Here is a 20,786-nt window from a genome sequence, read left to right as displayed (position 1 = left end):
GAGCCGCAAATTAAGATCACATCAACGGCCTGATTTGATTACGAAAGCCAGAATGCATTCATGGTTTCCGCGACGCGTTTGAAAGACGCCAAGTTGGCGCCGTCGCGATAATTGATGATTTTTCCGTCCGGACTGTTTTCGATACAGTCCTGGTGAATGTTGGACATGATTTCGCGAAGGCGCTTGTCGACGCTTTCGGTATCCCAGCTAAGACGCTGGGCATTCTGACTCTGTTCAAGGCCGCTTACGGCGACGCCACCCGCGTTAGAGGCCTTGCCGGGCGCATGCGGAATATCCGCATTAAGGAACGCTGTCTGTGCTTTTGCCGTCAGTGGCATGTTTGCGCCGTCACACACCATCATCACCTTGTTGTCGACAAGCTGCTTGGCGTCGTCTTCATCCAGTTCGTTCTGGGTCGCACAGGGCAGGGCGATATCGCATTCTAGCCCCCAGGGCTTTTGATCTTCAAGAAACTCGCAGCCCTTGCCACCATCAAAGTCTGACAGTGATTTACGTTGGTTGGTTTTCCAGTCGTCGATTTGGTCAAGCAGGTCGTTGGTCATGCCATCAGCAAAGTGAATGGTTCCTGTGCTGTCACTCAGGCTTATGACTTTGGCGTCAAGTTCGATTGCCTTGCGCGCGGCATGAAGTGCGACATTGCCCGCACCACTGATCGCGATGCGTTTGCCTTTGAGTTCTTCGCTTTGCTGATCAAGCATATGACCCAGAAAATAGATGCAGCCAAAACCGGTTGCTTCTGTGCGGCCCGCACTACCGCCAAAATCGCATCCTTTGCCGGTCAGTGCGCCCGCCCATTGCTGCGTCAGCTTGATATAGTGACCAAACAGAATGCTGATTTCGCGTTTGCCAACCCCGATGTCACCGGCGGGGACGTCAGTATCGGCGCCGATATGCTGATACAGTTCCTGCATGAATGCCTGACAAAACCGGCCAATTTCCTGCGGTGACTTGCCTTTTGGCGAGAAGTCCGCGCCACCTTTGGCCCCGCCCATCGGCAAGCCGGTCAGACTGTTTTTCAGCGTCTGTTCAAAACCCAGAAATTTAAAGATGCTGGTGCTGACTGTGGGGGCAAAGCGAAGGCCGCCTTTGTAAGGGCCCATCGATTGATTGAACTGCACCCGCCATCCACGGTTTACGTGAATTTGCTGTTCATCATCTTCCCACGCGACACGAAATTGCAGCACGCGGTCCGGTTCTGTGCACCGTTCCAGAACGGCGTTCTTGCGCATCTCGGTTTGATCGACATACCAACCGGCAACGGACCCCACGACTTCTTCCACAGCTTGGTGAAATTCCGGCTCGTTTGGCGTTTTTTCCTCCAGGCGGGTCACAAAGTCCTTACTGAAGTCAGATGCGCGTTTTGTCATTTAATTGCGGGCTTTCACTGTTTCTGCTGCTCTGTTTAACGTGTCAGAGTCGAAAAAGTGCCCGCATAATCTTTTGCGTTGCTGAGTTTCAGGTTGGGTGGCGCATGTGGTTTAGGTGTCTTGTTGGAGTTTTCGTTCAACAAAATCAAGGCGATCCTGGCCCCAGAACATCTCGTTGCCGACGAAGTAGGTCGGCACACCAAAAATGTTGCGATCACGTGCAGACTGGCAATTCTCGTCATAGATTTTTGCCGTCTCTGGCAGATCGGCATATTCGAGATATTCACTCGAAAGACCACTTGATATCAGCGCCTCGCGCACGGTGGCGGTCAGGGAAACATCACGTTCACGCAGCCAGATATCCCCCATCAGGGTTTCTGTCAGCGTGCTGACATCCTTGCCGTCTTCCTGAACGGCAATGATGGTGCGTGCCGCCAGTGTTTCATCAGCCGGGAAATGGGCCGGATGGAAGTTGATCGGGATGCCGAGATAATCCGACCAGCGCTTCAATTCGACAAGACGATATTCCTGACGCGGTTTCGGGCGTTTAGCCAAAGGCACCCCACCACCATGTTCCCAGACATCCGCCGCCCGGCAGGGTTTATGAATAATTTCCACGCCATGCTTTTTGGCGATGTCGACAACGCGGCGAAACCCGAAAAAGGACCAGGGTGATTGCACGAAGAAATAATGGATGATTGGCTCGGACATATGGGCCTCCTGGCGCCGCGATGCGGATTATGTTTGTTCTAAACTATAACACTGCCCAAGGAGGCGTACTTCGTCAAATGTCTGTCGCGGTGCGATGGAGGAAATCAGTTCATATGTTTGTGATGATTTTGGCAGGCAATGCGCGTGGCTTAGTAATCCAGCCACCAGGCATATTCATCAATGCCGCCCATCAGGATGCCATCAAAGCCAAGCTTCATGATATTGCCGAGATAACTGTTTTCGCTGCCAAAGATGATGCTTTGCCATTCGCGGGTCCAGTAGTGGACGTGATGTTCCTCACCCCAGCGCGCCAACAGATTGCCTTCGCTGACATACTCAGGATTTCCGGCCCGCCATCCGCTTTGCCAATAATAACGATATGTCTCGGCCGTCGCGATATTGAGATATGAAATCAAGTTTCGCGGCGTTCCGGTCTTCTTGTAACGCAGCCGTTTCATATCATCATAGGTCAGCGGGATGGTGCCACGATGGAACGGATCGATAATCAGTGTGTCGTAGTTTGTCGCAGCCAGCGCTTCGACATAAGCCTCTTTGGTGCCATAGGGCGAGCTATCAAGCACCAGGGCAAAGTTCTTGGCCTGACGGATATTGTCGATCACATGCGGGTTTGACCCAAATGGCGTGTTTGGAACCTTTGCCAGCGATGATAGCTGCATGCCCGGCGGTGGTGCTGCGTAATAAAGCGCATCCAGACCCTTAAGCTTGGCGCGCGCAGTGTCCATGTTGGCCCGGTCTTCGGTATAGTCGACTGCAAGATATTGCAGGCCTTCAAGCTTCAGCCGTTCGAGATAGCCCAGAATGTACTTGGTTTCTTCGGCGTTGGTGGCTTCGCCGTATTTGTCGAAACCATAAAAAGGTGCTTCGACCATAATGCCGTCGAGCGCACGTAGATAGTTTCGGGCAGGCTCGGCAACGCCGCGTGTCGCGAACAGGGTTTTTTCGAGGAACTCGGTCAGTTCCAGACCATTCATCGCAATGATTGTAAAATCACTGCGATAGCTTTTGGCCCATCGGCTGATCGCGATGACGTAATTGCGCATTTCCTCGACAAAGTCTTTTTCCGGTTTGCCAGTATTGATCCCGCCGGCATTACCGCTGCTGAGACTGTTGGGAGGTGGGATAAAGGGTTCGAGTTCCTGCGCATATGCGCCAAGTGGTGTAGTCGCCAGAAAAGCGCCACCAAGCCCGGCAGCACCACTGCCTAGGAACCGTCTGCGCGAGATGGATTTGGGCGTGGCAAATCCATCAGACGTATTTGGTGTCTGTGGGATCTGCCGTGACTTGCTGTGACGTTGCTTGGCCATGCCTTTATCCATCGCTGATTATATTGGCGATATTATGATGCCGCCTGCTTGTCACCTTGCTGTGTGATCAACTCGGTCACCCGGTTGCCGATTGCAAGGGATGCAGTAAGACCCGGCGATTCAATACCATAGAGCATTACAAGACCATTAATCCCGTGCTGTTTTTCATCAGCGATCATGAAGTCATGCGACGCTTCTCCCTGGGCCTGAATTTTCGGCCTCACCCCGGCGTAACCGGCCTGAAGGGCGCTTTCATCAAGGTCGGGATAGTATTTGCGGATCGCTTCGGCAAAGGCTGCCCGGCGTTCTTCAGGCACGTCATAGTTCGGCGCATCAACCCAAGTTACATCCGGACCAAAGCGCGCCTGTCCGCCCATATCAAGGGTCAGGTGGATGCCAAGTCCAGCCTGTTCGGGGGCCGGATAGATCAGGGTGGAAAATGGTGCCTTGCCCGACAGCGTGAAATAACAGCCACGCGCATAATTCTGTGGCGGGACGGACGCCTTTGGCAGGCCTGCAAAGTTCCGCCCCAGTGTTTGACTATGCAGCCCCCCGGCAACGATCAGTTCCGCACAGGTCAGGCTCATTTCCTCGCCGTCGGCATCGGTGGTGCTGACAGTGTAAAGCCCGTTCTCGAAACTGACAGCTGTTACCTTGGTGTTTAGTGCAAGTGTGGCGCCATGATTTTCGGCTTCGCCAAGCAGGGTAACCATTAATTGGTGGCTATCAACAATGCCGGTCGAAGGACTTTCAAGCGCCCCGACACAATGCAGCGCAGGTTCGCGTTCAAGTGCCTCTTCGCGTGACAACCAGACAAGGTCGGTGACACCGTTTTCGGATGCCTTGTCCTTGATGCCTGCCAGTGCATTCATTTGCTCTTGGGCAGTTGCAACGATCAGTTTGCCGGTGCGCTTGTGCTCGATACCGTTTTCTTCGCAATAACGATAAAGCATCTCGCGTCCGGTCACACAAAGCTCGGCCTTCAGGCTGCCTTTTGGGTAGTAAATCCCGGCATGAATGACTTCGCTGTTGCGCGCGCTGGTCTCGGTACCAATCGCATCATGTTGTTCAATAATCAGCACTTCGCGCCCGGATCGCGCAAGAGAACGGGCACAGGCCAGTCCGACGACGCCAGCACCGATCACGATGGTTTGGATATCTGCAGTCATGATATTTGTATCTTGGTTATGGTGGCGATTAGTTGGCTTGTCTGAAATATACAGCCTGTCCCTGATTGTCCTTGCCATTGCCGGTGACAACTGCGGGTGATTCGCTGGTGTAATGTCCGCGCGCAAAGCTGCTGTCGTTACAATAGACATACCAACTGCCAAACGGCAGCGTATTGCTTTGATACGCACCGCCTTCATGGCGCCATATGCCTTCGCAATGGCGTTGGTCATCGTCAAGGATCATTGTGCCTTCGCCCGATGGCTGATCAAAGCGAAGTTTGCCTGTGCCGCGCACCGATTGCCAGTTGGTAACAATATCAATGCCGTCAATCGGTGGCGGTGTGGTTTCACCTTCAGGCTGCTGCAGGACAGTGTCATCACCCGGTCCGGCTACCGCGGCAGCAATCGCCGAATTTTCCGGCAATTCAAGGTTCAGGCGGCCAAAGAACCGGGCGGCAAATTCCTGAGCGTCAATCATTGGCAGGCCATTAAGCGGAGCGCTGTTGCCAGTTGTCGCCTGAACCTGTGTCGGGGTGCAGTAATAGCCAAGCAGGCGGCTGCCGCGTTGCGCGGGTGTTTGCGGATCCCACTGTCCGACAAAGGAAACGCATTGCGATCCATCGCGGGTGAAGGGCGACAGGGCAATGTTGCCATATCGGGTTTCCTGAACAAAGTTCGCGCCATTCAGGCTGCTGCGTCCCTTGAGGGCATCGAACATATCAAGCAACTGCTCGGACGCCATGGCGGTGCTGAACCGAAAGCCGGGTGCTGAGGTCGTATAGACGGTTTCAAGGTAAAGGTCGCTTGCGGCGGCTGGTGATTCGCTTACCGAGCGCGGCGCGTACCAGCGCCCGACGAATACCGTGCTATTGTCGCGATACTGACGCAGGAAGCTGTTTTGGCCCTCGGTAGATGTGGCAAACAGAACCGGGCTTTGGTCTTGCGGGATCTGCTCGAACCCACTGGTTTGCTGTGCTTTGGCGATCTGTGGTGTTGCCAGCAGAAGGCTTGCAAACATGCTGCCGATCAAAGCCGCCCGATACCTCACATTGCGTCCTTTCAGTTTGTTTTCAGGCGCGTTTTTGCGTTGCGCTACCCTTATCTTTACCTTTGTGCTTCTAGATTGGCTAGGGGGCAGTAACCTGTACCATGTGAGCAAGATCGCTTTTACCTTGATTTTTCGTTGTAAACTGGCTCATTGGGGAGGTTGGCCTTGGGGACAAAGCCACTAAGACTGAAGATACGGAGCATATTATCATGACGGTGCAACAGACCGGCGCGGACGGGGACAGCGCGGGCCAACAGACGGCAACGGACAAGCAACCGCCGTCCAATCGCGCCCATGTAATCGTGATCGGCAACGAAAAGGGGGGATCGGGCAAATCGACAACGGCGATGCACCTGATCGTTTCTCTGATGAAGATGGGGTTCAAGGTCGGCTCGCTCGATATTGATGCCCGGCAGGGAACGCTTACCCGCTATGTCGAAAACCGGAATGCCTTTAACGAAAAAAAGGGCCTTTCACTTCCGGTGCCCGAACATCGCCCGATCTATCGCAGTGAATTGCCTGACGCCAACGAAGCCAAGCTTGATGAGCGTGAACGCTTTACGACTGCCCTTGGTGAAATGGTGGTCAGCTGCAACTTCATCGTTATGGATTGCCCGGGCAGTGACAATTACCTGTCACGTTTGGCCCATGCCTGTGCCGATACACTGATCACGCCGATCAATGACAGCTTTATCGATCTTGATATGCTGGCCCGGATTGATCCGGACAGTCTTGATATCAAGGGGCCCAGTATCTACGCCGAGATGGTCTGGGATGCGCGCAAGCGTCGCGCGGCAATCGACGGCGGCAAGATCGACTGGATTGTCATGCGCAACCGTCTTTCGCATCTTGATGCGCGCAACAAGCGCGACATTGCCGAAATTGTCGAAAAACTGGCCGAACGCATCCGGTTCCGTCCGGCGCCAGGCTTTGGGGAGCGTGTGATTTACCGCGAACTGTTCCTGAAAGGTCTGACCTTGCTCGATCTGCGTGAAAAGGGCGTTGGTATCCCGATGAGCATGTCGCATATGGCAGCGCGTCAGGAAGTCAGGTCGCTTTTGGAAGTTATCGGTTTCAAACCGGCTGACGGCGAGGAGTTGCCGATCTGAGGGCATCCGGCCTATATCTTGTGGGTTACGAAGCTCTCCCACCGGATTATCAAGCAGGTAGGTCTCATTGACGCGCAAAGACATCATTCCAGAAACATCCGGCGCCGAAGAAGTTGCAGACTTCCTTGGTAAAGCGCGCGAACTTGCGGTTCATGCACCCTCATCCGGGCCAGCACAGGGGCGTCTGATCTTTGCCATGGACGCAACCGCCAGTCGCCAGCCGAGCTGGGACCACGCCGCTGAAATTCAGGCCGAGATGTTTGATGCCGTTGACGGTGTTGGTGCCCTTGATGTGCAGCTTGTGTTCTTTCGCGGACTGTCGGAATGCAAATCAAGCGGCTGGTGCCGCAATGCCAAATCCTTCCGCGATTATATCACCAAGGTCACGTGTCGGGCCGGTCACACGCAGATCGAACGGGTTCTGGCCCATGTCGAACGTGAAGCCGGGGATAAAAAAATCGATGCCTTGATTTATGTCGGCGACTGTATCGAAGAAAACCCTGATCATCTGGCCCCGATCGCCGGGAAACTGGCGCTCAAGGGGGTTAAGACATTCATGTTTCAGGAGGGTCATGACAGGGATGCAGCGTTTGCCTTTGGCGAAATTGCCCGCATAACCGGCGGTGCCTTCATGCAGTTTGATGCCAGTGCGGCTGGCAAGCTTCGTGATTTGCTCGGTGCGGTGGCAAGCTATGCCGTGGGTGGCCAGTCGGGGCTTTCGATCTATCAGCAGAAAACCGGGTCCGAGGAAGTGCTCAGGCTTGGTCACCAATTGCGAAAGCCGCGTTGATGCAGTGGTTTTTGATTGGCATCGCGGTTTTTGTCGGTGTTGGGTTCTTCATCCGCTGGATGACTGAGGCCGAGCCCAAAGAAATCCGTAAAATTGTCTTATTTCTGATCATCTTGGTGTTGATCCTGCTTGCTGGTTGGTTGTTGCTCACCGGCAAGATTGCGGCGATGGGGGCGGCTTTGGTCGCTGCCGTGCCGTTTCTGGTCCGACTGATGAAGTTCGGATTCCTGTGGCCGATTTTTCGCAGGATCTTTTCCGCGTCACAAAAGCGTGCCCAACCGGGAAGTTTTGGCAATCAAACGGCCGGGGCGGGATCAAGTTCGGAAATTCGCACCGAGTTTTTGCATATGGTGCTTGATCTTGAAAGCGGGCAAATGCGCGGTGGTGTTGTCAGCGGTCGCTATGCCGGGGCCGACCTTGACAGCTTGGGACTTGACGACTTGCAGTCACTTTATGTTGACTGTTGCAGTGCAACCGACCAAAGCCGGGCGGTTCTGGAGGCCTATCTTGACCGTCGTCCTGATTGTGCGGGATGGCAAAACTGGCGCCAGGAAGATCATGGCGAAGACGGGGCACAAAACGGAGGAAACGACCGCAACTATAACGAGCAAGGCCACGGAGGCGAAAGGAGTTCAAGCGCATCTGGCATGACGGCCGACGAGGCCCGTAAAATCCTTGGTGTGGGGCAGGATGCCACCCGCGAAGAGATCAACCGGGCCTACAAGAAACAGATCAAGGCCGTTCATCCCGATCACGGCGGATCTGACTATCTGGCCTCAAAGATCAATGCTGCGCGAAGCCTTTTGTTACGGCTATGTAAAGATTAACGTTGATAATGCGTGCGCTTGCTTGATCCGTGTTCTGTAAATGTGGCAGAAGTATATATGCAGGCAATTCCGATACGGACGGGCATGCAGCGGTTGAAAAAGGAAAGTATTGAATGTCAAAAAGAATCAAGAAGGCAGTTTTTCCGGTCGCAGGTATGGGAACCCGTTTTTTGCCCGCCACCAAGGCCATGCCAAAAGAAATGCTGCCGGTCGTTGACAAGCCGCTTATTCAATACGCTGTCGAAGAAGCCATTGCTGCAGGCATTGAAGAATTCATTTTTGTCACCGGTCGTGGCAAAACCGCGATTGAGGACCATTTTGATCGCTCCGCAGAACTCGAAGCCATCCTGACCGAGCGCGGCAAGGAAGACGCGCTGTCCAAGGCGCTTGAAATGATCCCGGAACATGGTCGCGTAACCTATACCCGTCAGGGTAACCCACTGGGCCTTGGGCATGCCGTTTTGTGTGCCAAGTCACTTGTTGGCGACGAGCCATTTGTCGTGCTGCTGGCCGATGACCTTATTCAATCGGAAGTTCCCTGCATGAAGCAGATGGTGGATAGCTACGGCCGGACGGGTGGCAATATGGTTGCTGTAATGGATGTGCCGCGCGAAGAAGTTCACCGTTATGGCGTTCTGGAAGTCGAAGGCCGCAATGGTCGCCTTGTGAGTGCTTGCGGCATGGTTGAAAAACCCAAACCGGAAGAGGCCCCGTCGACCCTGTCTGCCATTGGTCGTTATATCCTTGATCCGGGCATCTTCGAGGTGCTTGAAAACATTCCGCGCGGTGCCGGCAATGAAATCCAGCTGACCGATGCACTGGCAGCGATGATCGGTCACGTGCCGTTCTATGGATATAACTTTGAAGGCCGTCGTTTCGATTGCGGCAACAAGATCGGCTTCCTGAAAGCCACCATGTCATTTGCCCTTGCCCGTGAAGATATGCGTGACGATGTCCGCCAGCTCATTCACGAATTTGCCGAAGGCGAAGCGGCGCAATAACCAATTATGTCAACATTGACCGACCGGAATAGCCCAGTGATCTGTTTCGGTCGGGACCTACTTACCAGGATAGAACCTCCATGCGCGTAGCTATGATCGGGACCGGATATGTCGGACTTGTTTCCGGTGCCTGTTTTTCCGAGTTCGGTACGGACGTTGTTTGTGTCGACAAGGATGTGGAAAAAATCGCCCGTCTTGAAGACGGTATCATGCCAATTTACGAACCCGGTCTGGATGTTCTGGTCGAAAATAACGTCAAGGCAGGCCGCCTGAGTTTCACTACCAGCCTCAAGGAAGGGGTCAAGGACGCCGACGCTGTCTTTATTGCAGTGGGTACCCCGACCCGTCGTGGTGATGGTCACGCTGATCTGAGTTACGTCTACGCTGCGGCCGAGGAAATCGCCGAGGCGATGGACGGCTTTACGGTTGTTGTCACCAAATCGACCGTGCCAGTCGGCACAGGCCGTGAGGTCGAGCGCATCATTCGTGAAAAGCGCCCGGATGCCGAATTTGCCGTGGTTTCAAACCCTGAATTCCTGCGTGAAGGATCGGCCATTGGCGATTTCATGCGTCCGGATCGTGTGGTGATTGGTACCAGTGATGAACGCGCCCGCGAAGTTATGTCCGATCTTTATCGTCCGCTTTATCTGATCGAAACGCCGATTGTGTTTACCACCCGTGAAACCTCGGAAATGATCAAATATGCGGCCAACACCTTTCTTGCGGCCAAGATCACCTTCATCAACGAAATTGCTGATCTTTGCGAAAAGGTCGGGGCGGACGTCCACGACGTCGCACGTGGCATCGGGCTTGATGGCCGAATTGGCAAGAAGTTCCTGCATCCCGGTCCGGGCTATGGCGGGTCCTGCTTCCCGAAAGACACGCTTGCGCTTGTGCGTACAGCACAGGAATATGACAGCCCGCTTCGCATCATCGAGACGGTTGTCGATGTGAACGCAAAGCGTAAAAAGGCGATGGCAGATCGCGTGATCTCGGCCTGTGGGGGGTCTGTTGCGGGCAAAACCATCGGTATTCTTGGTCTGGCTTTCAAACCCAATACCGATGACATGCGCGATGCACCCAGCCTTGATATCGTGCCTGCCCTGATTGCGGCAGGGGCAACGGTCAAGGCCTATGACCCCGAAGCCATGGAAGAAGCCAAAAAGCTTCTGGATGGCATCTCATACTGTGATAACGCTTATGATACGATTGAAGGCGCGGATGCGATGGTTGTCCTGACCGAGTGGAACGAGTTCCGCGGTATGGACCTTGACCGCGTCAAGGACGGGCTGAAACACCCGATCGTTGTTGATCTGCGTAACGTTTATGATCCGAGCGAGATGGCTGAGAACGGTTTCAGCTATTCCTGTGTCGGTCGTGCATCTATCGGAGGCTAATCCAAATCATGACGAATTCCGCCGGACATCAATTTGATAGCTCTGTTTTGCGCGAATATGACGTGCGTGGCGTTGTCGGCGAAACCCTTCACCCCGCAGACGCGAATGCGCTGGGTAAGGCATTCGGCACCATGGTTCGCAGATCCGGCGGCAAACGCGTCGCACTTGGCCGCGACGGGCGTCTGAGTTCGCCTGAACTGGCCGCTGCCCTTGCCGAGGGCATTCTGTCGACCGGTTGCGATGTGGTCCGTATTGGTCGTGGGCCGACCCCGATGCTGTATTTCACCGTGTATGACGAAAAAACCGATGCCGGTATCATGGTCACGGGGTCGCACAACCCGTCGAACTATAATGGTTTCAAGATGCTGAATGCCGGTAAGTCGGTCTTCGGTGATGCCATTCAGGAACTGGGAAAAATTGCAGCCAGTGGTGATTTCGAAACCGGGCAGGGCACGGCATCCGATATAGATATCGAAGATCGCTTTGTCGAACGTCTTTTGGCCGAGCTTGACTGCGATGTCCCCAATCCGATGACCATTGTCTGGGATTGCGGCAATGGTTCGGCCGGTGATGTTGTCCGTAAGTTGACGGCAAAACTACCAGGCACGCATCACCTGTTGTTTGACGATATCGATGGCAATTTCCCGAACCATCACCCGGATCCGACGGTTGAAGCCAATCTTGTTGACCTCAAGGCGGCAGTTGCCAAGCACAATGCCGACTGGGGCGTTGCCTTTGATGGTGACGGTGACCGGATTGGTGTGATTGACGGCAAGGGCAATGTCCTGTGGGGCGATCAGTTACTCCAGATCTATGCGGCGGATGTTTTGCAGCGTCAGCCGGGTGCTTCTATCATTGCCGATGTGAAGGCAAGCCAGACCCTGTTTGATGAGGTTAATCGGATTGGCGGCAAGGCCATCATGTGGAAGACCGGGCATTCCCTGATCAAAACCAAGATGATCGAGGAAAAGGCACCCATCGCCGGTGAAATGAGCGGGCACATCTTCTTTGCCGAGCGCTATTATGGTTATGACGACGCAACCTATGCTGCTGTGCGTCTTTACCGCATTCTGGTTCAAAGCGGCAAAAGCCTTGCTGAATGGCGTGAAGCCATGCCGATTGCCGTCAATACGCCAGAAACCCGCATCGACTGCCCGGATGATCGCAAGTTCGCGTTGATTGAGGAAGTCCGTGCCCGCCTGGCAGAAGCCGGTGCCGAGGTAAGTGGCATTGATGGCGTTCGTGTCGCCACCAAGGACGGCTGGTGGCTGCTTCGGGCATCGAACACTCAACCTGCCATCGTTGCGCGTTGTGAGGCTGCTGACGCGGCCGGATTGGAACGTCTGAAAGGGCAAGTGACAGATCAGCTTAACAAAAGCGGTTTGTCTTCCGACGATTTCTTTGCCCCGGGCGGTGGTCACTAGACCAAGTCCTGTTAACCAAGAAAACGAAAAAGCCCGTCAGATCAATCTGACGGGCTTTTTGTATCTGTCGTTGTTTCTTGCGGCTTTTAGCCCGCATCTCCTGCATTGACCGGGATGCAGGCCACATTTTCGCGCTTGAGTGCGGCGCAGGCGGCGCGTGCCTCGTTCTCACCATCAAAGCCCAGCAGACGCGCGCGATACACGATGCCGGTGCCGCTGGTCTGCTGTTCAACCGCAGCACGGGTCAGGCGCAGCACCTCAGGCGCGGTGCGCGCGGCGGCAAGAACCGCTTCCTGTGCGCGGCGCTGATCGCTGAATGCACCGACCTGGATGCCCCAGCCGTTCGGTGTATCCGGTTTCATGCGGGTTACAACTGTCTGGGTATCAATACGGCCCGGCTGTTCAGCTTCGCGGAGAGAGTTGCGTTTTGCGATCAGCAACTGGGCATCGGCCGGCAGGATTTTGTCTTCCGGGCTGATGCGTGGGCGCGGAACGACAATTTCGCCTTCCTTGGTCAGTTTGACATAAGCCTGATCAAGAAGCTTTTTCATCTGGGCATCGCGGGTACGCGCGGTACGGCCACCGAACACAACGCCAATAAGTCGTTTGTCATTGCGGTTCACCGACGCCACAAGGTTAAAGCCCGATGCATTGATATAACCGGTCTTGATCCCGTCGGTGCCGTAATAGGACGCCAGAAGATTGTTGTGGTTGCCATAGGTACGGTTACCAAAGCGGAATTTCTGAGTCGCAAAGTAATGATAGTAACTGCCGTAGTTCTTGCGCAGGGCCACAGCCAGTTTGATCATGTCGCGCGCGGTTGTCATCTGTCCGCGGTTGGGCAGGCCTGACGCATTGCGGAATGTCGTGCGCGACATGCCAAGGCGGCGTGCTTCGGATGTCATCATCTGCGCAAACTTGATTTCTGTGCCGCCAAGATGTTCGGCAACGACGACAGCGATGTCGTTGGCTGATTTTGTGACCAGTGCCAGAATCGCGTCCTTGACCGTGATGGTTTCACCGGGCTTCAGGCCCAGCTTTGAGGGGGCCTGTCCCCAGGCACGCTTGGAAACCTTCATGCGAGTCGAAAGCGAAACCTTGCCGCGTTCGAGTGCGTCAAAGACCATGTAAAGGGTCATGATCTTGGTCAGCGAGGCCGGATAGACCTTATGGTCCGGACGATATTCATGAAGTGTTTCGCCGGTGTCGCCATCAATGATCATTGCCGTATAGGTCCGTGCTTGTGCAGCGGACGGCAAAACGGCGGTAACTGAGATGATTGCGACCAGACACAAAAGCACAGAAACAAAGCCGCGCACGCAAAGTGAGCGTGTTACAGACTGAACTTTGGCCATTGCAGTTGGCCCGGAAAGGGTCATTAAACGCATTATATCGGGCTCGGCTTTGAGGTTTCCCCAAGAACTAAATAAGCTCAATGTCGCATCCCAGCCTTAAACAAATGTTTAAGAGCATCAATTTTTGGCAGTCGTCATTCGGGCCTTGAGATGGCCATTTTTATACGCGAAAGTAACTTCTTATATCTCCAGATTGGCAAAAAATCGAGGATCGAATGTCTGAAAACAGGGTTCCAGTTCACGCCGGTGCAAGCAACATCTTTGCTCCATGGGTGCGCTCAGGCGTGGCTGTGCTTGTCGTCGCAGGCCTTGCGGGGTGCACTTTCACACAGACCAGTGATGTCAGTAATCCACTTGTACGCAAGGCATCTTGGTTCTCGTATCTGAATGCCGATGACCTTCGTCAGTCCTGTGCGGCAGGCGATGCCGAAGGGCAAATCCGTATTATTTATAACGCGGAATATTACAAGGAAGTTCGTGTCTTTGAACTTGATCCCTATCCCGGCTTTGAGGAATTCAACCTCACCACCCGTGTTTTCGGGCCGCTGCAGGTCAAGGACATCAATGTTGAGCTCAACGCGCCGCTTGGCGCTTTCGGTGGTGAAGAGGCTGTAGACCGGATTGACCGGGATTCCTACATTGCCATTACCGATGCCTTGCAGGCAGAAGGTTTCGGGACGCAAAGCCGTGATGGGCTGCGCCTGTATTCCGACGATTTTTATTGGGTTGCGATAGGGTGCTCGTCAGGGGGCGTCACGCTTGGCGCCTGGGCATCTGGCGTTGATGATTTGCGCACTCTCGCGTTCCCGGAAGTCCTTGCAAAGCTTTCTTCGGTTGAGAAAGACCTTCCCGAGCCACCGGCAGCGGAAAACGCCCGGTCACAAGGCGCAGCACAACTGCATCATGTCCAGAACAGCGACTCTGGTGATTTCTATCGAACAGTGCGCGGAAATATGCTGCGCTGAGGTTTCTGATTGCCACTTGTTAGACGATGACATGATTTGCAGGTGTCGTCGTCTGATGATCTTGATTTATTGCAATGCAACAAGGCTGCGGGCTAATACCTTGATCAGACTGGGGTTTTGAATTTTCGGCAGAAATCCGGCTTTTTATGTACTCATTGGGTGCAGGGTTTTAGCGCGATTGTCACTAAACTGTACTTGACGTATGGGGGTATTTACATCTAGGGTTATGTTGCAATGCAACATCAAGCCGGGGTGAATATCCCGGCCGTCAGGAGGTTGAGGCAATGACTGATTCCAAAAAGAAGGTGGCCGGAAAAACTGCAAGCGCGACGCTTGCCAAGCCGTCGTCAAAGTCTGCATCCCCGCCTGATGTCTCGGGCAAAGACGTTGAGCCTCCCAAACGGAGGGTTATGACGTCTTCCGAGATAGAGGCCGCTGCCAAAGGCGCGGTCAACAGTGACAAACCGAGCGTGACAGCAAACAGCGACGCCCCAACGCCGAAAGCCGAACAGGCTCCAAAAGCGTCTTCGTCGTCACTTGCTCCAAAGCAGGCGACGCCTGCCAAGAAATCTTCAATTGCTAAGCCCGGGGCCGCGCGACCTGATGACGTGGAAAAACCGTCAGAGCCCAAGTCGACAGCGCCCGCATCCTCCCCCAAAAGCGAAAAGGCCAATACTGTGAGTACGAAAAGTAAATCTGCGACATCCAGCAAGTCTGCCGCTCCGAAAAAGACAACCGCAGCCAAAGCAGCGCCCAAAAAGGCTGCTGCGGCACCAGCAACCACAGCGTCGAAATCCGCTCCTGCTCCAAAGGCTGCAACTCCGGCGAAGTCGGCTGCCCCTGCTGCGACCAAACCTGTATCACAGCCTGCGGCCAAACCGGCCCCGGCCAAATCTGTTGCTGATCCGAAACCGGCCGACGCGAAGCCGAAGGCAGAAGCAAAGAAGGGCGACGTTTTTGGTTTCGGTGCTCTGTTCGTCGATGGAACAGGGATGGAGCCCTATTTCGAGCTCTGGAAAACCCCCGAGGTCGAAGCAATGGTGTCTGCTGGCAATGACGCCTTTGAAGACAGCGTTTCTGCAGCCAACGAAGCATTTGGCAAAATTTTTGAAACCATGACCGGCCAGGCTGATGTGTTCTCTGGTGCCGGGTCGCGGGTTGCGGCCCAGTATGAAGAGCTGCTTGATACGCAAAAGAAAAGTTTCGAGGAAGTTTGGCAGGCAACCATGGCAATGTTTGAAAAGACCGGTGGCATCGGCACCGAGCTTTCAAGCTGGATGCAAAAGGAATTTGAGGCATCGCAGGATGACCTTGATGAATTGACCAAGGTCGAAAGCATTGCCGACCTTCAGGACCTGCATACGCGCATTATCAATCGTTGTTATGCCAACAGCATGGCCGAAGGTGAAAAGATGCAAGAGCTGATGTTTGCTGCGATCTCGGACGGATTGGACGCGATCAGCAAGGCAACGAATGTCACAACGAAGTGATGCGGGAAATGGATGTCAAACATCCTTGAACGCGGAATTCCGGGCGGGCATGGCATTTGGTCATGCCCGCTTTTTCTTTGTGTTTTCAGATGAGGCTTCCGTTTTGCCTCCGTCATAGTGGCAAAGATAAGGAAGTTTGTCGTGTGATCTTGCAGTGCGTTATTCGTGGCCTAAATGAATCGGAGATGGACAATCACCGAAATACGGATGCACAATAAATTCATGGCGCAACGATGCGCTGCGCCCTTTGAAAGAGTTTGGCAATGACCTATCATGGAGATCATGCAGGAAATAAGGGTTCCGGTAAGTAGACGATGACTGAACAGGATAATGACGGCACTGATCTGCCGAACACGGGGATCGTAACAAAGACACGGCCCAAGACCAAAAAGCCGTCCATGTACAAGGTGCTGTTGCTGAATGACGACTACACGCCGATGGAGTTCGTTGTTCACGTACTGGAACGGTTTTTTGAAAAAGGACGTGAAGAAGCCACCGAGATCATGCTTCAGGTTCACCGCAAGGGTGTCGGGGTGTGTGGTGTTTTCACCTACGAAATCGCAGAAACCAAAGTTAACCAGGTCATGGACCTGGCCCGCCAGAATCAGCATCCGCTGCAGTGTACCTTAGAGAAGGAGTGACATATGCTATCGCGCAATCTTGAGGAAAGCCTGCACCGTGCGCTCGCATATGCGTCGGAGCGCAGGCATGAATATGCCACTCTTGAACATCTTCTGTTGTCGCTGACCGAGGATCAGGATGCTTTGGCGGTGCTTAAAGCGTGCCGGGTTGATATTGATCGGCTGCGTTCCGATCTGCTGGAATTCGCCGATAGCGAGCTTTCCGGCCTGATCAGCGCACGATTGGTGGATCCCAAGCCGACAGCCGGTTTTCAGCGCGTGATCCAGCGTGCTGCGATCCATGTCCAATCCTCCGGCCGGGAAGAGGTTACTGGTGCCAACGTACTGGTTGCCCTGTTTTCCGAGCGGGAATCGCATGCGGTCTACTATCTGCAACTGCAGGATATGACGCGCCTCGATGCGGTGAACTACATTTCCCATGGCATTGCCAAGGCAACCGAAATGAATGAGCGTCGCATCCCGCGTGGTGCCGACGAAGAACCAGTTGCTGGCATGTCACCGGAAAGTGACGAAAGTGGCCCGGCTGAGGGCGAGGCCCTTAAAGCCTATTGTGTGAACCTCAATGTCAAGGCGCAGAGCGGCAAGATCGATCCACTGATAGGTCGTCAAAACGAGATTGACCGGACCATTCAGGTTCTCTGCCGCCGGACAAAGAACAACCCGCTTTATGTTGGTGATCCCGGTGTTGGTAAAACCGCGATTGCAGAAGGTCTCGCGCGCCGTATCAATGATGGCGATGTGCCCGAGGTTCTCGAAAACGCAACAATCTTTGCCCTTGATATGGGGGCTCTTCTGGCCGGAACGCGCTATCGCGGCGATTTCGAAGAACGCCTGAAGGCAGTGGTCAAGGAACTTGAAGAGTACGAAGGTGCTGTTCTGTTCATTGATGAAATCCACACCGTGATTGGTGCTGGTGCGACGTCAGGTGGGGCAATGGATGCCTCCAACCTGCTGAAACCGGCACTTGCAAGCGGGTCGCTGCGCTGCATCGGTTCAACCACCTATAAGGAATTCCGTGGTCACTTCGAAAAGGACCGCGCCCTTGTACGTCGTTTCCAGAAAATCGATGTCGAAGAACCATCAGAGGCCGATACCGTCAAGATCCTCAAGGGCCTGAAGCCCTATTACGAGGAGCATCATCAGGTCAAATACACCAACGAAGCCCTGCGTTCCGCAGTCGAGTTGGCATCGCGTTACATCAGCGACCGCAAGCGGCCCGATAGCGCGATTGACGTGATTGACGAAGTTGGTGCATCGCGCATGCTGGTGGCACCAAGTAAACGCAAACGCACGGTAAGCAAGCGTGATGTAGAGGAGATCGTCGCCAAGATCGCCCGCATCCCACCAAAATCGGTTTCGACCGATGACCGCAAGGCGTTGGCAAACCTTGAGCGTGACCTGAAAACGGTTGTGTTTGGTCAGGACAAGGCAATCGAAGCGGTTGCCAGTGCGATCAAGCTGGCCCGTGCAGGCTTGCGCGAACCGGAAAAGCCGATTGGCAGTTATCTGTTCTCGGGCCCGACCGGTGTTGGTAAGACCGAGGTGACCAAACAGCTTGCAACTGTGATGGGGATCGAGTTCATCCGCTTTGACATGTCGGAATATATGGAACGCCACAGCGTATCGCGCCTGATTGGTGCGCCACCCGGCTATGTCGGGTTCGATCAGGGTGGCCTGTTGACCGATGCCGTTGATCAGCATCCGCATGCGGTTGTGCTACTTGATGAAATCGAGAAAGCCCACCCGGATCTGTTTAATATTCTTCTGCAGGTCATGGATCATGGCAAGCTGACCGATAACAACGGCAAGACGGTTGATTTCCGCAACGTTGTGCTGGTTATGACGACCAACGCGGGCGCATCCGACATGGCCAAGCCGCCGATCGGGTTTAAGCGCGAAATGCGTGTCGGCGAAGATGAGGAGGCGATTAAACGTACCTTCTCGCCGGAATTCCGAAACCGTCTGGACGCGGTTATTCCGTTCGCCAATTTGCAGCCGGAAGTCGTCAAGATGGTGGTCGACAAGTTCATCTTGCAGCTTGAAGTGCAGTTGGCGGATCGGAATGTCTCGATTGAACTCACCGAAGCTGCGCGAAGCTGGATGGCTGAACGTGGCTATGATGCGGCCTTCGGTGCGCGTCCGTTGGGCCGCGTCATTCAAGAGCATGTCAAAAAACCGCTCGCCGAAGAGTTGCTGTTTGGCAAGCTGTCCAAGGGCGGTGCTGTACTTGTTGATATTGAAGATGACGCTGTTGTCTTCCGCTATCCGGAAGATGAAAACGGTCAAAAACAACAGAAAAAAGATCCTGAGATGGCGGGCTAAAACAAGCCTTTCACGGTTCTCAGGTTGTTGTTAATGATTGGCAGTATAGATTGGTGCCCGGGGACGTTGTTCCCGGGCACCGTCATATAAAGAATGCCAGAATATTATGAGTCAAGCAGCACAACGAAAATACCGAAACGAAGTCGAGGAGTTTCTCTCCCGGCTGGAATTGCGCGCGCGCAAGCTTGTTGCCTTGGCAGACGTGATGGAGAAAAATGCCGACAAATCTGATGTCACGGGTTATCGGCCGTTTCGCGAAGAAGTCGACAACTTCAAGGCGTTGTCTCTGGTGATTGCCGAGCGGATGAAGAAGCTTGAAAGCCACCCCAAGAAAGAAGAACTGGAAAAACAGTTTCATAAGCTACAGGTCGTCATGCTCAGGATTGTCATTAAGACCAGCTTGAAATTCTTCTTTGTTATGAGTGCAAAGGAAAACTTGCCGCTTGGTGCGCGCGAAATGTTCCAAAGCGAGCTCAGGACGTTATATGAAGCGGAGCGCATGATCTCTGATCCGCGCTATATCAGCCAGTTGGACGAGTCTGCAAAGGAAGATCTTGATATCGCGAAGTCGATTCTCGAGGAAATCATCGAGAAGGCGCCCGCGCTCTTGAATTTTGGTGGCGCGAAAAAGAAAAAACGTACCAGATAGGGACGTTAAGATGCGTGCAAATACTAGGATATTCTAAATTACCAGTAGGTATTTGCAAATTGCAAAGAACGCACTTTGCAATTTGCAATCTTTGCATTTTGAAATGCAAAGATTATGCGGTAATGTTTCTGTGGCCTGCGGTCAGTGTGTCTATATTCCCCAAAAATCTAGGATTTCCGGGGTTTTATAAAGTTGGCATGCTTCCTGCTTAGGTCAGGGTGGACAGTTGTTCTTTGCAGGGGCGCGTTACGCGCCTGGAACAACGTAATCTTCTGCAGTTTGCTCGTGTCCCAACCAAACTCAGCGGCGGTGTTATACCGCCGCTTTTTTCTTGTCTGGTTTTCGAGCCTTTCACTCCCCGAGATATCCTGATCACCCTGTTGTTTCCAGCTGCGGCATTCACATATGGCATATGTGGATGTTCTTCTCATGCGGCTCCACGTTGCCTTGGTTTCTAAAAAAGGTTGTATTCGAATTTCATCCTTTGTATAAGAATCTATACTAGTAGATAGTCCATAATTGCCGATGGCATAGGCTAGGGGAGTGAAACGAATGATATCCAAAAGTGGTGTGGCTTTGGCAGGGGTGCTTATGGCAGCAGTATTGGCTGCTCCGCATGCCGCTTTTGCCAAGGCAGACTTGCCCGGGGATCCCAACGCACTCATCACGGATCAGTTCATCCGTGATGTACGGGAATGGTTGGCAAACCCGGTTGTGGCGCTTTCCATTACGTCCCAGAACAAGCTGCGCACAGATATGACGCAGGATCAGATTGATGCTGCTGACCAACAATGGCGTGCAGAACGTGAAGCAGAAGACCAGCCATTGGTTGCAGCGATCCTGACCAACCCGCTTTCAAGCTACCTTACACAGGTTCAAGCGCGTTCCGGCGGGATGTATGCCGAAATCTTTGTGATGGATGCTGTGGGGCTCAATGTCGGGCAAAGCTCTATCACCTCGGACTTCTGGCAGGGGGATGAGGCAAAGTTTCAGAATACTTATCCCAATGGGCCTGATGCGGTTTTCATTGATGAAGCCGAATACAACGAAAATGCTGACGCATGGTTGGCTCAGCTCAATATGACGATGAGCGATGCCGACCGTCAGCCGATCGGTGCCGTGACCATCGAGGTCAATCTGAATGAACTTGCGCGCCGTCGTGGTCTGTAGGGAGA

General features: G+C 53.7%; 19 protein-coding genes. 12 read left to right on the top strand and 7 right to left on the bottom strand.

What is annotated here, in order from left to right:
- Window positions 1-38: 38 nt before the first annotated feature.
- From gdhA to HED22_RS16135, 5 genes are all read right to left on the bottom strand, one after another.
- Window positions 39-1,388, bottom strand: coding sequence for an NADP-specific glutamate dehydrogenase (gene gdhA, locus HED22_RS16155; protein WP_167724118.1), 1,350 nt, complete (start codon window positions 1,386-1,388; stop codon window positions 39-41).
- Window positions 1,389-1,499: 111 nt separating this feature from the next.
- A complete protein-coding gene (locus HED22_RS16150) occupies window positions 1,500-2,099 on the bottom strand; it encodes a 2-hydroxychromene-2-carboxylate isomerase (protein WP_167724116.1) in 600 nt (199 codons plus the stop codon).
- A 149-nt stretch (window positions 2,100-2,248) separates the two neighbouring features.
- A complete protein-coding gene (locus HED22_RS16145; protein WP_167724114.1) occupies window positions 2,249-3,424 on the bottom strand; it encodes an endo alpha-1,4 polygalactosaminidase in 1,176 nt (391 codons plus the stop codon).
- A gap of 32 nt (window positions 3,425-3,456) precedes the next feature.
- On the bottom strand, window positions 3,457-4,593 hold the full coding sequence (locus tag HED22_RS16140) for an NAD(P)/FAD-dependent oxidoreductase (protein ID WP_167724112.1): 1,137 nt from the start codon (window positions 4,591-4,593) through the stop codon (window positions 3,457-3,459).
- A gap of 28 nt (window positions 4,594-4,621) precedes the next feature.
- Complete coding sequence (locus tag HED22_RS16135; protein WP_254870143.1) at window positions 4,622-5,611, bottom strand: hypothetical protein; 990 nt, start codon at window positions 5,609-5,611, stop codon at window positions 4,622-4,624.
- Between the two features lie 239 nt (window positions 5,612-5,850).
- On the opposite strand from HED22_RS16135, the gene HED22_RS16130 reads away from it, so the two are divergent.
- The 6 genes from HED22_RS16130 (at window position 5,851) to pgmG (ending at window position 12,189) form a co-directional block, all read left to right on the top strand.
- Window positions 5,851-6,750, top strand: coding sequence for a division plane positioning ATPase MipZ (locus tag HED22_RS16130; RefSeq protein ID WP_167724110.1), 900 nt, complete (start codon window positions 5,851-5,853; stop codon window positions 6,748-6,750).
- Between the two features lie 67 nt (window positions 6,751-6,817).
- Window positions 6,818-7,540 carry a VWA domain-containing protein gene (locus HED22_RS16125; protein ID WP_167724108.1) on the top strand — a complete coding sequence of 241 codons (723 nt, stop codon included), beginning with the start codon at window positions 6,818-6,820 and terminating at the stop codon, window positions 7,538-7,540.
- Window positions 7,540-8,367, top strand: coding sequence for a DnaJ domain-containing protein (locus tag HED22_RS16120; protein WP_167724106.1), 828 nt, complete (start codon window positions 7,540-7,542; stop codon window positions 8,365-8,367). Before HED22_RS16125 ends, HED22_RS16120 begins: the two co-directional genes overlap by 1 nt.
- 113 nt (window positions 8,368-8,480) lie before the next feature.
- Complete coding sequence (gene galU / locus HED22_RS16115) at window positions 8,481-9,368, top strand: UTP--glucose-1-phosphate uridylyltransferase GalU (protein WP_167724104.1); 888 nt, start codon at window positions 8,481-8,483, stop codon at window positions 9,366-9,368.
- An 80-nt stretch (window positions 9,369-9,448) separates the two neighbouring features.
- The gene (locus tag HED22_RS16110) at window positions 9,449-10,765 is read left to right on the top strand and encodes a UDP-glucose/GDP-mannose dehydrogenase family protein (protein ID WP_167724102.1); all 1,317 of its coding nucleotides are present in this window, start codon (window positions 9,449-9,451) and stop codon (window positions 10,763-10,765) included.
- Window positions 10,766-10,773: 8 nt separating this feature from the next.
- The gene (gene pgmG / locus HED22_RS16105; RefSeq protein ID WP_167724100.1) at window positions 10,774-12,189 is read left to right on the top strand and encodes a phosphoglucomutase/phosphomannomutase PgmG; all 1,416 of its coding nucleotides are present in this window, start codon (window positions 10,774-10,776) and stop codon (window positions 12,187-12,189) included.
- Window positions 12,190-12,275: 86 nt separating this feature from the next.
- Here pgmG and HED22_RS16100 read toward each other — a convergent pair whose 3' ends face one another.
- Window positions 12,276-13,544: a D-alanyl-D-alanine carboxypeptidase gene (locus tag HED22_RS16100; protein ID WP_167724098.1), complete on the bottom strand. Its 1,269-nt coding sequence runs from the start codon at window positions 13,542-13,544 to the stop codon at window positions 12,276-12,278.
- A 215-nt stretch (window positions 13,545-13,759) separates the two neighbouring features.
- On the opposite strand from HED22_RS16100, the gene HED22_RS16095 reads away from it, so the two are divergent.
- On the top strand, window positions 13,760-14,509 hold the full coding sequence (locus tag HED22_RS16095; RefSeq protein WP_167724097.1) for a hypothetical protein: 750 nt from the start codon (window positions 13,760-13,762) through the stop codon (window positions 14,507-14,509).
- A gap of 268 nt (window positions 14,510-14,777) precedes the next feature.
- Here HED22_RS16095 and HED22_RS16090 read toward each other — a convergent pair whose 3' ends face one another.
- On the bottom strand, window positions 14,778-15,221 hold the full coding sequence (locus HED22_RS16090) for a hypothetical protein (protein WP_167724094.1): 444 nt from the start codon (window positions 15,219-15,221) through the stop codon (window positions 14,778-14,780).
- Between HED22_RS16090 and HED22_RS19830 the strand changes: the two genes are divergently transcribed.
- From HED22_RS19830 to HED22_RS16065, 5 genes are all read left to right on the top strand, one after another.
- A complete protein-coding gene (locus HED22_RS19830) occupies window positions 15,187-15,999 on the top strand; it encodes a phasin family protein (RefSeq protein ID WP_167724092.1) in 813 nt (270 codons plus the stop codon). The genes HED22_RS16090 and HED22_RS19830 overlap by 35 nt on opposite strands.
- A 314-nt stretch (window positions 16,000-16,313) precedes the next feature.
- Window positions 16,314-16,640 carry an ATP-dependent Clp protease adapter ClpS gene (clpS, locus tag HED22_RS16080; protein ID WP_008890601.1) on the top strand — a complete coding sequence of 109 codons (327 nt, stop codon included), beginning with the start codon at window positions 16,314-16,316 and terminating at the stop codon, window positions 16,638-16,640.
- A gap of 3 nt (window positions 16,641-16,643) precedes the next feature.
- Entirely contained in the window at window positions 16,644-18,962 is a 2,319-nt protein-coding gene (gene clpA / locus HED22_RS16075; RefSeq protein WP_167724090.1) for an ATP-dependent Clp protease ATP-binding subunit ClpA, read from the top strand.
- Between the two features lie 106 nt (window positions 18,963-19,068).
- Window positions 19,069-19,611, top strand: coding sequence for a hypothetical protein (locus HED22_RS16070; RefSeq protein ID WP_167724088.1), 543 nt, complete (start codon window positions 19,069-19,071; stop codon window positions 19,609-19,611).
- Between the two features lie 552 nt (window positions 19,612-20,163).
- Window positions 20,164-20,781: a hypothetical protein gene (locus tag HED22_RS16065; RefSeq protein ID WP_167724086.1), complete on the top strand. Its 618-nt coding sequence runs from the start codon at window positions 20,164-20,166 to the stop codon at window positions 20,779-20,781.
- Window positions 20,782-20,786 lie beyond the last annotated feature (5 nt).

The sequence above is a fragment of the Thalassospira sp. HF15 genome (assembly GCF_011806525.1).
Taxonomy (GTDB): domain Bacteria; phylum Pseudomonadota; class Alphaproteobacteria; order Rhodospirillales; family Thalassospiraceae; genus Thalassospira.
Note: the sequence above shows the minus strand (reverse complement) of the source record. Positions and strands in the feature narration are given on the sequence as shown.

Coding starts and splice junctions, on each gene's coding strand:
- HED22_RS16110 (WP_167724102.1), top strand. CDS start 9,449: ATGCGCGTAGCTATGATCGGGACCGGATATGTCGGACTTGTTTCCGGT.
- clpS (WP_008890601.1), top strand. CDS start 16,314: ATGACTGAACAGGATAATGACGGCACTGATCTGCCGAACACGGGGATC.
- HED22_RS16095 (WP_167724097.1), top strand. CDS start 13,760: ATGTCTGAAAACAGGGTTCCAGTTCACGCCGGTGCAAGCAACATCTTT.
- HED22_RS16150 (WP_167724116.1), bottom strand. CDS start 2,099: ATGTCCGAGCCAATCATCCATTATTTCTTCGTGCAATCACCCTGGTCC.
- HED22_RS16145 (WP_167724114.1), bottom strand. CDS start 3,424: ATGGCCAAGCAACGTCACAGCAAGTCACGGCAGATCCCACAGACACCA.
- HED22_RS16100 (WP_167724098.1), bottom strand. CDS start 13,544: ATGGCCAAAGTTCAGTCTGTAACACGCTCACTTTGCGTGCGCGGCTTT.
- HED22_RS16065 (WP_167724086.1), top strand. CDS start 20,164: ATGATATCCAAAAGTGGTGTGGCTTTGGCAGGGGTGCTTATGGCAGCA.
- HED22_RS16130 (WP_167724110.1), top strand. CDS start 5,851: ATGACGGTGCAACAGACCGGCGCGGACGGGGACAGCGCGGGCCAACAG.
- galU (WP_167724104.1), top strand. CDS start 8,481: ATGTCAAAAAGAATCAAGAAGGCAGTTTTTCCGGTCGCAGGTATGGGA.
- pgmG (WP_167724100.1), top strand. CDS start 10,774: ATGACGAATTCCGCCGGACATCAATTTGATAGCTCTGTTTTGCGCGAA.
- gdhA (WP_167724118.1), bottom strand. CDS start 1,388: ATGACAAAACGCGCATCTGACTTCAGTAAGGACTTTGTGACCCGCCTG.
- clpA (WP_167724090.1), top strand. CDS start 16,644: ATGCTATCGCGCAATCTTGAGGAAAGCCTGCACCGTGCGCTCGCATAT.
- HED22_RS16120 (WP_167724106.1), top strand. CDS start 7,540: ATGCAGTGGTTTTTGATTGGCATCGCGGTTTTTGTCGGTGTTGGGTTC.
- HED22_RS16135 (WP_254870143.1), bottom strand. CDS start 5,611: ATGTTTGCAAGCCTTCTGCTGGCAACACCACAGATCGCCAAAGCACAG.
- HED22_RS16070 (WP_167724088.1), top strand. CDS start 19,069: ATGAGTCAAGCAGCACAACGAAAATACCGAAACGAAGTCGAGGAGTTT.
- HED22_RS16140 (WP_167724112.1), bottom strand. CDS start 4,593: ATGACTGCAGATATCCAAACCATCGTGATCGGTGCTGGCGTCGTCGGA.